Annotated in this window: 7 protein-coding genes; 2 read left to right on the top strand and 5 right to left on the bottom strand. The window is 60.6% G+C overall.

Features of this window, described 5'->3' with window-relative positions:
* The first annotated feature begins 45 nt into the window (after positions 1 to 45).
* Positions 46 to 999, top strand: a complete 954-nt coding sequence (locus tag ACA051_RS20050; RefSeq protein ID WP_497371600.1) for an alpha/beta hydrolase — start codon at positions 46 to 48, stop codon at positions 997 to 999.
* A gap of 139 nt (positions 1,000 to 1,138) precedes the next feature.
* Here the strand turns inward: ACA051_RS20050 and ACA051_RS20045 are convergent, their stop codons facing one another.
* The 5 genes from ACA051_RS20045 to pvdM all read right to left on the bottom strand — a co-directional run bounded on the left by ACA051_RS20045 (position 1,139) and on the right by pvdM (position 9,291).
* Positions 1,139 to 3,559 carry a TonB-dependent siderophore receptor gene (locus ACA051_RS20045; RefSeq protein WP_497371598.1) on the bottom strand — a complete coding sequence of 807 codons (2,421 nt, stop codon included), beginning with the start codon at positions 3,557 to 3,559 and terminating at the stop codon, positions 1,139 to 1,141.
* A 164-nt stretch (positions 3,560 to 3,723) separates the two neighbouring features.
* Positions 3,724 to 5,373 (bottom strand): cyclic peptide export ABC transporter, encoded by a 1,650-nt coding sequence (locus tag ACA051_RS20040; protein WP_497371596.1) that lies wholly within the window; start codon positions 5,371 to 5,373, stop codon positions 3,724 to 3,726.
* Between the two features lie 242 nt (positions 5,374 to 5,615).
* Entirely contained in the window at positions 5,616 to 6,494 is an 879-nt protein-coding gene (gene pvdO / locus ACA051_RS20035) for a dihydropyoverdine dehydrogenase (RefSeq protein ID WP_497371594.1), read from the bottom strand.
* A gap of 136 nt (positions 6,495 to 6,630) precedes the next feature.
* Entirely contained in the window at positions 6,631 to 7,911 is a 1,281-nt protein-coding gene (pvdN, locus tag ACA051_RS20030; RefSeq protein ID WP_497371592.1) for a pyoverdine-tailoring periplasmic protein PvdN, read from the bottom strand.
* Between the two features lie 30 nt (positions 7,912 to 7,941).
* Positions 7,942 to 9,291: a pyoverdine-tailoring dipeptidase-like protein PvdM gene (gene pvdM / locus ACA051_RS20025; RefSeq protein WP_497371590.1), complete on the bottom strand. Its 1,350-nt coding sequence runs from the start codon at positions 9,289 to 9,291 to the stop codon at positions 7,942 to 7,944.
* Positions 9,292 to 9,533: 242 nt separating this feature from the next.
* Here pvdM and pvdP point away from each other — a divergent pair, with 242 nt between their 5' ends.
* Positions 9,534 to 11,162, top strand: coding sequence for a pyoverdine maturation tyrosinase PvdP (pvdP, locus tag ACA051_RS20020; protein WP_497304176.1), 1,629 nt, complete (start codon positions 9,534 to 9,536; stop codon positions 11,160 to 11,162).
* The last annotated feature ends 67 nt before the right edge of the window (positions 11,163 to 11,229 follow it).

The following is an 11,229-nucleotide window of genomic DNA, read 5'->3' as shown; positions in this document are numbered from 1 at the left end:
AAAGGGTCGATCGCTCTTGATGAGCATCGACCCGGGATGTCATTCATGTCATTGAATTCTGAAGTGGCCGCGTTTCTCGATCTGATCGAAGACAATCAGGACGGCGCCATGGCTTTCCACCGCTCGACGCCCGAGCAGGCGCGACAGGCGTTCGAAGAGTCCTCGCAACAGATGCGCTGGGCGGCACCGGACGTCGAAGTGAGCGAGATGCAGCACATCGCCCGTGACGGCAGTGTCCTGGCCTTGCGCCTGTACCGTCCGTTGCAACGCACCACCGCGCTACCCGTGCTGTTGTTCTTGCACGGCGGTGGCTTTGTGGTCGGCAGCCTCGACTCCCACGACGGCATCTGCCGTGAGTTTTGCGCGCGTACCCCGTGTGCGGTGTTGTCGGTGGGCTACCGCTGCGCACCCGAGCATAAATTCCCCACGGCGCTGCACGACTGCGCCGACGCGCTGGACTGGTTGCGCAGCCAGGCCGGCGAGTTTGGTCTCGACCTGACGCGTCTGGTGTTTGGCGGTGACAGCGTCGGCGCCACCCTGGCGACAGTGTTGGCACTCGAGGCGCGCGAACCGGATGCGTTGAAACCGTGCCTGCAACTGTTGTGCTATCCGGTGACCGATGCTTCGCAGCGACGCGAATCCATGGACCTGCTGGGCGAGGGTTACCTGCTGGAAAGCGATACCCTGGAATGGTTTTACCAGCACTACGCGCGCAGCATCGAGGATCGCAGCGACTGGCGCTTCTCACCACTGTTGTGTCCCGACCTCAAGGACGTGGCGCCTGCCTATGTGGCACTGGCGGGCTTCGATCCGCTGGTGGACGAGGGACGGGCTTACGCCGAGCGTCTGGCGGGTGTGAATGGTCTGTTGGCGTGTCGTGAGTTTGCGGGGCATGTGCATGACTTTTTGCGTATGCGCATGGTGACCGAGGACGTTGAGGAAATTTATCAGGTGTTGGTTGGGGTGTTGCGAGAGGGGATGTATCCGGTAGTTGCCTGAAAAAAAGGATTGCAGGTCACCGAGCTGCAGGAGTGTGGCTTGGTGACTTTTTTTGTTAGCCGTACGGCCTTACAAAACCATCACCCATAAAAAAAGCGCACCGGTTTCGCCGGTGCGCTTTTTTGTTACGCCTGTTGAATCAGAAGTTGTACTTGAAGCCCGTCATGATGTTGCGCGGTGCGCCGTACATGCCGTGGTCGCCGGCGTAGCTCAGGTACTCGCGGTCGAACACGTTGTTCAGGTTGACCGAGGCACTCAGGTTTTTGCTGATGTCATAGCGGGCCAGCAGGTTGGTAACAGCGTAGCTGCCCTGGGTGAAGGTGTGCAGGTCGTTGCCCGTCTTGCTCTGCCAGTTCACGCCACCACCGAGGGTGACCTTGTCCAGCACGCCAGGCAGGCGATAGCTGGTGAACGTCTTGAGGCTGTGACGGGGCAGGGTCGTGACGATGCGCTGGTCATCGGAGTCGGTGCTGACGGCGTAGGCATAGCCGGCAGACGCCTGCCAGCCTTCGGCCAGTTCACCGTCAAGCGTGAACTCGACACCTTTGGTGGTGGTGCCTTGCTCGGACTTGTAGGTGTTGCCGCCAGGGGTATCGATCCAGATGGCCAGGTTGTCCTGTTCAAGCTTGAACAGCGCGACGCTGGAGTTCAACTTGCCGTCGAAGTGACTGCCCTTGATACCGACCTCGTAGCCGGTGCCCTCCATCGGGTCCAGGGGTTTGTTGTTGACGTCGCGAACCCAGGACGATTGCGGGTTGAAGATTTTGGTGTAGCTGGCGTACAGCGACCAAGTGTCGTTCAGGTCATAAACCACGCCGGTGTACGGGATGTACACGCCGGTTTCGGACTCTTTGGTCTTGGTCTCTGCCGCACCGTATGGCTTGTCTTCAATCTCGCGATGCCAGTCGATGACGCGGCTGCCCAACAGCACGCTCAGGTCGTCGGTGACGTGCAGACGGGTGGCCAGGTAAGCCGCGTACTGGGTTTCGTCGGTGGTGCTTTTGCCGGTGACAGCGAAGTCCGGTTTCACCGAGTCGCCGTTCCAGTTCAGCAGGTTGTCGATGGCGCCAGCCGGAGAGCCCGAATAGTCATATTTCCAGCCACCGTAGTTCGGCACGTTTTCGTAGTAGTTGGACAGCGTCACGCCGGCGATCAGCTCGTGCTCGCGCCCCAGCAGGCTGAACGGCCCGGTGAGGTAGGCGTCGAGGTTGTTCTGACGTGGTGTGCCGGAGAAGCGAACCGGCAACTGCGTGGTGCCACTGCCGTCGGGGTTGAGGCTGCCGTTGACGTAGTTGAACACCTCGTCGAATTTGTTCTCGGAGTGAGTGAACTCGACCTTGCCGCTCCAGCCGTTGTCGAACTGGTGTTCGATCGAGGTGAAGTAGCTCGTCTGTTCGTGGTCGTTATAAGACCAGGTCTGTGCCGAGTTCAGCGAACGTTTGAGATTGGTGCGCGAGCCGTCGGAGAAACGGGTCGGCAGGCCGGAACGCATCGGCGAGTCAACGTCGGTTTGCTGGTAGCTGAAACCCATGGTCAGCAGGGTGCTTTCGCTCAGGTCGAACTCGGTGATGCCATAGACCAGTTGCGAATCCTGTTTGTAGCGGTCGATCCAGGATTGCTCGGTCTTGAAGTCGGCGACCAGGCGGCCGCGAATGTTGCCGGTTTCGTTCAATGGGCCGGAGACGTCGAAGCCGCTGCCGTAGCGGTCCCAGTTGCCGGCTTCACCGGTGATGCTCGCCTGGGCCTCGGCCGTCGGGCGTTTGCGGATCAGGTTGATGGTCGCCGATGGGCTGCCCAGGCCACTGATCAAGCCGGTGGCACCGCGCACGACTTCAACGCGGTCGTACATGGCCATGCTCTGGGTGTAGTTGTCCATGCGCTTGACGGTGGGGACGCCGTCGATTTCGAAGTTCTGAATCTCGAAACCACGGGAGAAGTAACCGTCGGATTCGGCACCCTGGCCGTCGCGCAACACGATGATGCCGGGAGTGGCGTCAAGGGTGTCGCTGAGGTTGGTCAGGTGCTGATCGTCCAGACGCTGACGGGTCATGACGGTCAGCGACTGTGGTGTTTCTTTGGGGGTCAGGTTCAGACGCGTCGAACTACTGGACGAGTACGTGGTGTAGAGCCCGGTGCCTTCGGTGGTCGACCCCGGCGCCTTGCCGGAAATCGATACCGCGCCGAGCTCCAGCGCGCTGCCGGTACCTGCCGGCGGAATCAGCGAGACCGTGTTGCCGGTCATTTGGAATGTGATGCCGCTCCCCAGCAGCAAGTTATTAAGCGCCTGTTCCGGTTCCAGGTGACCGGACACCGCGCTCGATTTCAGGCCCGACAACGTCTCCGGGCTGTAGAGAATTTGCAGGTTGGCTTGTTGACCCAATTGCTGCAGTGCGCTGGACAGCGGCTGCGCCGGTACATTCACATCGACCGGGGTCGCTTGTACCTGTGTGGTGCCCAGCAACAGCAGGGTCAGCAGGGCGCCGGACAATACGGTGCGGCGGGGATTTTGTCGGGAGACGGCCAATGCCAGAGGTGCGCGGGACAACGTTAAGCTTTGCATCGCTCGGAATGCTCCTGAAGTACGTGGGCAGTTTTATTAGTTAATGATAATTAGACGCAACACCGCAGAAAAACCGGAAAAAAATCCCGCAAATCGCGAACTTATTTGCTGTCGCGAGCGTGCGGGACCGTTTTTGCCTTGATTAAACGCGCTGCGGGGTCGTATCAGGCTGGGTTGAGGGCCGTCATTACTTGTCCTGCTTCCATGCGCACCAACTGGTCAGCAACGTCGAAATAGCGGTCGTCGTGAGAGATCACGATGATCGTCTTGCCCAGGCGCTTGAGGTCTGGAAGCAGCTCGGTGTAGAAAATCCGCCGGAATGTCGGATCCTGGTCGGCTGCCCATTCGTCGAACACCAACACTGGCCGTTCTTCCAGCCAGGCGTTGACCAGCGCCAGCCGCTTGCGCTGGCCGGTCGAAAGGTCAGTCGTGGTGAAGCGGCCGTCCTGGACGCTGACCTTGTGGGCAATTTCCAGGCGTTGCAGATATTTGTTCGCGTCTTCGGGAATGTGCGTGTCGCCCTGCACCACGTCGTCGAACAGGTAGTAGTCGGCAAAGATCGTGGTGAACAACTGACGGTAATCGTCGCGGTTGACGGCGCTGATGATCTCCCCGTTGAGGCGGATTTCCCCATGCTGCGGCGGGTAAAGTCCCAACAGCAATTTGATCAGGGTGGTCTTGCCGCAACCGTTCTCGCCGACGATGAAGATGATGTCGCCTTGTTCGATTTTCAGGTTGACCGGCCCCAGGGAAAAGGCGTTGCTGCCCGGTGCGGCAGGGAAGGTGTAACGCACATCGTTGAGTTCCAGGCTGTGCACCGGCGAAGCTTTTTTACCCTGGTCGCTGAGCAGCAGGTGCGGTTCCGGCGAAGAGAATTGCTCGGACAGTTCGGCAATGCGGCGGAAGGCAATCTGCGCACGACTGACAATCGGCAATGTGCCGACCAGATGTTCCAGTGGCCCTTTCATGTACAGCAACACCAAGACAAAACCGCTCATCACCGATTTGTCGGCGCTCGGCCAGAACGATTGCAGGGCCAGTGCCAGGCCGATGACCACGAAGAACAGCATCGAGCCGAACGTCTTCGCAATCACGAATGTATTGATCGATTTGATCTGGGTTTTGCAGATGAAGTCGGCCGTACCCTTGATACCCGCGTTGAACATGCGCTGGCGGCGTGGGCGGTGAATGCGCAGTTCCTTGGCGCCTTCAGCAATGGCGTTGTAGTGCTTTTGCAATTCGTCTTCGGCGTTGCGGGCGGCGAAGAAGCCCTTGATGCCCAGGCTCTGGGCGAAGTACTGAATGCCGGTGCCGATGATGATTGCCACGACCATGATTAGAAACATCGGCCATGACAGCATGGCCAGATAGCCCATGCAGCCCAGGGTCACGGTCATGGAAATGGCCAGCGGGGCGAAGGCAAAGGCGAAATCGCTGATGGTGTCGACGTCGTGGGTCAATACCGGAATCAGGCGATGGCTGCGGTAGCGTTCGATCTGTTCGATCGGCGCCGAGAGCACTTTTTCGCCCAGTTGCTTGCGCAGGGTGGCGATGATGTGCTGGCCGACATAGTTGGTGCCAATGTCCGAGCAGATCGAACTCAGCAGCGCCACCAGGCACAGACCGCCGAACAGTGCAACGACGCCCTGGGTCAGGCCGGTGTCCGAATGAAGGGCGTTGTTGATGGTCGCCAGCAGCACGGTGACACTCAGGCCGCCGACCATGCCCAGGATAATGGACGCGGCGACGATGAGTCGAAACGGTTTCAACAGGGCGAACAACTCGCCGATGGCGCCACGGGGAGGCTGGGTCATGGAAGACAGTTCCTTGGGTATAAAGGCAGATACCCAGTAGAACGTCTGATCGAGGGGTTAATTTACAACCCGGCCGACTGGCGGTGAGTAGTCAGCAACATGACTGACACCCCACACCCCCTGCGGGAGCGAGCCTGCTCGCGATAGCGGTCTAACATTCAACATATACGTTGACTGTCACGCCGCCATCGCGAGCAGGCTCGCTCCCGCAGGGGATTTTGGTGATGCACGAAAGTGTAGGTTTAGAGCTCACGCACGATACGGAACCCCATCCAGTCGCCACGCTCCTGCGGGTACTGGCTGTTGCGGTTGCCGGAGCGGGAGAACACTGGCGCTTCACCCCAGTCGTTGCCGCGAATGCGCACGGCTTCGCAGTTGGGTTCTACCCACGCGCTGCCATCGGTGGGCGCGCCAACGTAGTCCGGGTGTTCGCAGTCTTCGACCCATTCGTAGACATTGCCGTGCATGTCGTACAGGCCGAACGCGTTCGGTGCATAGCTGCCCACCGGCGAACTGTAGCTGTAACCGTCCGCCGGCCCGTAGGTGTTGGCGTTTTGGCTGATGCTGTATTCCTTGCCTTCATCGAACGGGAAGGGGAAAGGTCCTTGGCTGCCGCCGCGTGCGGCGTATTCGCGTTGGGCTTCGCTGACCATGTGGTACTTCTGCCTGGTCTTCTTCGAGAGCCAGGCGACGTAGTGCTTCACGTCATCGAAGTTCATGCACACCGCCGGCTGACGCGGGCCTTGCGGGTAACGCGGTTTGCTGGCGACGCATTCACGACCCGGCCGGGTATCACCGTTGGCGATGGTCACGCCACTCTCGCGCACGTAGCTGTCCCATTCACCGGCGGTGACCTGGAAACGGCTCATCGCGAACGGTTTGGCGAAGGTCACCTCGTGCATCGGACCTTCGTCGGGCTCGCGACCGACTTCATCGTCCGGCGTGCCCATGGTGAAGGTGCCGGCGGGCAGCACGACCATTTCCGGGCAGTCGCGGCAGTCCTTGAATACTTTGCCTGGTTGCGGGGTGGTGGCCGCCTGGGCGGTGGTTGGCAACAGGCCGGCGAGGAGGGCGGTCAGGGCGAATGCCTTGAGGGGCACGATTAATAGATCTCGGTTCATCTGTCGTCTCGATTTGAAAGAAAACTGGCGTCCCTGTGGCGAGGGAGCTTGCTCCCGCTGGGCAGCGAAGCGGCCCCAAAGAAAGGGACTGCTGCGCAATTCAGCGGGAGCAAGCTCCCTCGCCACAGGTGCAGCATTAGACGGTTTTGCTCAGCAAGGCCATGAAGCGGTCGATGTGGTCTTCGGTGTTGAGCAGGCCTGGCGCGATGCGGATCACCGGGCCGACGTCGCGGTCCACCGAGTCGCAGACCACGCGGTTTTCCATCAACTGAACGGCAATCTTTTCGCAGTCACGGTCCTTGATCCGGAAGAAGGTAAAACCGGCCGACAAGTCCGGGCTGTTTGGCGTGACCAGTTCGACCTGCGGGTGTTCCAGCAAGCGGTTTTTCGCATAGGTGTTAAGGGCGTGGATGCGCGCCTGCACCTCGGCCTTGCCCAGTTCCAGGTGCAGCTTGAACGCCTCGTCCAGGGCCCAGCGATGTTCGAAGCTGTGATAACCGCCGGGGGTCATGATGGTCGAGAACGTGGTGGCTTCGGAGAAGGTCGGAATCGTCGGCGTCACATCCTTGAGCTCGGCGGAGCGGGCGCAGATGATCCCGGTGCCGCGCGGGCCGAACATCCATTTGTGGGTGCCGGCGATGAAAAAGTCGCAGTGCATGTCGGGGAAGTCGAGGTCTTCGACGCCGAATCCGTGCACGCCATCGACCACGTAAAGGATGCGGTCCTTTTCCTCGCGGTTGCGATTCTGCTCCTCCACCAGTTTGCCGATTTCACCGATTGGCAGCTTCACGCCACTGCCGGACTGCACCCAGGTCATGCCCAGCACGCGGGTTTCGGGGCGGATGCCTTTGGCGATCGAATCCAGCACCTCATCCGCCGAAACGTTGTGGCTGTTCTCGAACAGCTTGAGCTTGCGCACCTTGACCCCGTCCTTCTGCTGGCGGTAACCCAAGGCGTAGTTGGTGGCGTAGTGTTCGTGTTCGCTGGTGAGGATTTCCTGATCCGGCCGCACATGGATGCCGCCGTAGATCAGCGACAGGCCTTCCGTGGTGCTGCCGGTCAGCGCAATCTGTTCGGGCTTGGCCTTGAGGTAACGACCGGCCCAGACGCGAACCGCTTGCTCGCGTTTTTCCGTTTCGCCCAGGTCCCAGTCCATCGCCAGGCCCGGGTTGCGGTCGAGGTTGGCGCGGTGGCGTTCAATTGCCTCACGCACTGGGCGTGGGTGGGACGTCACCAGAAAATTGGCAAAGTGCAGGTAGTCCGGATCCTGATCGAACAACAAACGCAATTGCGCCCATTTGTCCTTGGGCAGCGGCTGTGGATTGGCAGCCAGCGCCGGTAGATTCACGGCGCTGCTCATGGGCAGGCCAGCGGCAAGAATACCGGCCTGCTTGAGGAATGAACGGCGGTTAGTCATGAGCTCGGTTCGCTTTTTCAAAAGAGGGCATCAGTTTTTCGCTACCGGTCTGGACGACTTCTGCACCTGGTCCCAGACCCGCAGGAAATTCCCGCCCCAGAGCTTGGCGATATCGGCTTCGCCATAGCCGCGACTGATCAGCTCGGCCGTCACGTTGCGAGCTTCGCTGACATCCTTCCAACCCTCCAGACCGCCGCCGTCGTTGAAGTCGGAACTGATGCCGACGTGGTCGATGCCGATTTTTTTCACCGCGTAATCAATCGCGTCGCCGTAGTCCTTGAGGGTGGCTTTCGGTTCTTCGTCGACGATGGCGTAGAGCTGGCCGGCATACTCGCCGAAGCGTTGCTCGGACCAGACCGTGATGATCGGATCGCCCGGCATCAGCGCCATTTCCAGGCCTTGCAGCGGTTGCAGGTCGAAGCGTGCGCGCAGGGCGTTGAGTTTGTCCTGAGTGGCCTGGCTGAGCGGGCGGATGTAGGTCGGGAAGCCGACAATCTGCACCACGCCGCCGCTGTTCTTGATCAGTTGCATTTCCTGATCGCTGAGGTTGCGCGGGATGTCCACCAAGGCGCGCGGTGCCGAGTGCGAGGCGACCATCGGCGTGCGGCTCAACTGGGCGACTTGCTCCAGGGCCTTGGTCGACATCTGCGACACATCGATGATCACACCCAGATCGTTGAGACGATGCACCGCCTGTTTGCCGATCTCCGACAGGCCCCCAAGGGCGTCTCGCGAATCATTGAAGAACGGCAGCGGTCGGGACGAATCCGCCCAGGCGTTGTTGCCCACGTAACTGAAACCGAACATGCGCATGCCGCGAGCGGCCCACGTGTCCAGCGCGTTCAGATCGTTGCCCAGTGGGTAGGCGTTGAGCATGCTCATGAAGATCGCGAACTTGCCTTCGCCGTGCAAGCGGCGGAAATCGTCCGGGGTATAGGCGATGGCGACCTGATTGGGGAAGTCACGAACCATTGTGCTGATGATTTTGTAGCGGGCTTCCTGCTCGAACCGGGCTTCGTCGACGAAACCGGCGGTTGGGCGATGCGGGGCGTTGGCGCCGTTCCAGATTTCCGGCCAGCCGAAAATTGTCAGGGCCGCGCCGGACAAGCGACCGCGGCCGGTCTTGACCAGGTCGAATTGCCCGGTGCCGTCCTTGTCTGCTTCATTGCCGGCGGTGCCGAAGTCCAGCGGCACGGTGACGTGGCTGTCGAAGGAGAGAATGCGCTCTTGCAGCTCATCGGCCTGTTTCATCACCTTGGCCGGGTAACCGGGATTGTCCTTGAGCCCGTAATCCCAGGCTGCAAAGCCTGCCCCGGCACTGATCGCCAGGGCCAGCGGCAGGCCGATGTAGAGAGCCTTTTTCGAACGTGGTTTTGTCATTGCCATCTCAGTCAGGTTCGCCGCCCCGGTGCGGGCGCAGGGGCCTTTGCTATCTGGGAAGAACGAGTGGCCCGGTTAGAAATTTAGTGGGACTGATGGCCTCTTCGCGGGCAAGCCTCGCTCCTACGGGTTAATGCAGGACCTGTAGGTACGAGGCTTGCCCGCGATGCTTTTAAATTTTTGCAGGCAACAAACGTTCTAGCTTGGATAAAGCCTGCTTCATGGCTGACACAGGTAGGGCAATGACGATTTCTCGACGATGGTTCATGGCAGGCCTGGCGCTGACCGGCGCCGCCGTGCCTGCGGCTTTTTATGGGCATCGCGAATGGACGAAACCGGATCCGACGATCACCCCCGGCGAAGCTTCATTCGATGTGGCGGATGTCGCCGGCCAGCATTTGGCGAACACCTTGCGTGGCGTCTGGCAGATTCGTTTCGAAGGGCGTGACGCCGGTATTGAAGGCCTGCCACGGGACGGACTGGAAGTGTTTCTCGACGTCGGCCACAAAGGTCGCGGCCTGATCGGATTCCTCGACACCGCCCAGCGTTTGCGCTCCGGCGATGAACCGCGCTACCGGGTGCTGGGCGATCTGGCAGAAGCCAAGCCGGCTGAGTTGAGCTGGCGGCTGGTCAGTGCCGACGCCGCCAACGGCACGCCGGATTACGAATTCAGCATGTCGCTGGACGAAGTCTGGGCCGGTTTCGGCAACGCCGGCAGCGGCACCCTCAGTGGCCGGGTGTTGAACCTCGATCGCCCGTTGATGATGACCGCCCAGGACAATCGCTTCATCGCCGTCAAACGGGTTTTCCCCGAGGCCCGCGAGCGAGCCGGTCTCAATGCACCGCTGCTGGCGTGGCTGGTGTCCGCCGAACATCGGCTGTTTCACCAGCTCTGGCACGCCTCGCGGGACAAGTGGCACACCCTGTCCGAAGACAAGCGCAACGCCCTGCGTGGCATCGGCTGGCAGCCCGGCCCGCGGGACAAGGAGCGTGATGCCCGTGGCCCGCGCAAGGATCGCAACGGCTCGGGCGTGGATTTTTTCTTCATGCACCGGCACATGCTGGGCACGGCGCGGTCGATGCAGGATTTGCCGTCGTGGCAGCACTTTCCGTTGCCGCAGCCGGAACTGGTGCGCGATCGCATCGGCTTCGCCAACTACTGCGACAACCACGACGGCACCGCGCTGCCGCCAACCTGGCAGGCCGACGACGATGCCGAATATTCGCAATGGGTCAGCGACATCAAGACCGCCGAGACGTATCACAGTAACTTCCAGGTCTGGGAGTCGCGCTATCGGGATCCGCGTTATCTGTCGAAGCTCACCCTGGGGCAGTTCGGTTCCGAGGTCGAGCTGGGGCTGCATGACTGGCTGCACATGCGCTGGGCCTCGGTGCCGCGTGATCCGTCCAATGGCCAGCCGGTGCCGTTTGCCCGGGATCCGGCAGACTTTTCCGCGCGCTGGTATGCGCCAGAAAACGACTTTCTCGGCGACCCGTTTTCTTCCCATGTGAACCCAGTGTTCTGGCATTTTCACGGCTGGATCGATGATCGCCTGGAAGACTGGTTTCGCGCCCACGAGCGTTTTCATCCGGGGGAGGTGAGTCGTCTGGAGGTCAGCGGTGTGGCGTGGTTTGCGCCGGGGCGCTGGGTTGAGGTGGACGATCCGTGGCTGGGGCCGAGCACCCATGGCTGCAACACGACGCCGGGGTTGCAGGCGGGCAAGTCGGTCGAGATGGACCCGGAAACCATGAAACTGGCGTTGCGCATCACCTTTGGTGAAGACGAGAAGAAACTGGCGGACCTGTTCCGCAAAGTGCCACAGCGGCCTTGGTATGCACGGCATTTGAAGGCCAAGCCGATTACCAGTTAAACCGATAGACCGAGTTATCGTTCTTCGCGGGCAAGCCTCGCTCCTACAAGGGCATCATTTATACCTG

Source organism: Pseudomonas sp. LBUM1669 (genome assembly GCF_059695705.1).
The sequence above is the reverse complement of the archived record's forward strand: the minus strand, read 5'-3'. Positions and strand labels throughout refer to the sequence as shown.

Bases quoted from the DNA above. Each gene is read 5' to 3' on its own strand.
- ACA051_RS20050 (WP_497371600.1), top strand. From the start codon at position 46: ATGTCATTGAATTCTGAAGTGGCCGCGTTTCTCGATCTGATCGAAGAC.
- ACA051_RS20045 (WP_497371598.1), bottom strand. From the start codon at position 3,559: ATGCAAAGCTTAACGTTGTCCCGCGCACCTCTGGCATTGGCCGTCTCC.
- ACA051_RS20040 (WP_497371596.1), bottom strand. From the start codon at position 5,373: ATGACCCAGCCTCCCCGTGGCGCCATCGGCGAGTTGTTCGCCCTGTTG.
- pvdO (WP_497371594.1), bottom strand. From the start codon at position 6,494: ATGAACCGAGATCTATTAATCGTGCCCCTCAAGGCATTCGCCCTGACC.
- pvdN (WP_497371592.1), bottom strand. From the start codon at position 7,911: ATGACTAACCGCCGTTCATTCCTCAAGCAGGCCGGTATTCTTGCCGCT.
- pvdM (WP_497371590.1), bottom strand. From the start codon at position 9,291: ATGACAAAACCACGTTCGAAAAAGGCTCTCTACATCGGCCTGCCGCTG.
- pvdP (WP_497304176.1), top strand. From the start codon at position 9,534: ATGACGATTTCTCGACGATGGTTCATGGCAGGCCTGGCGCTGACCGGC.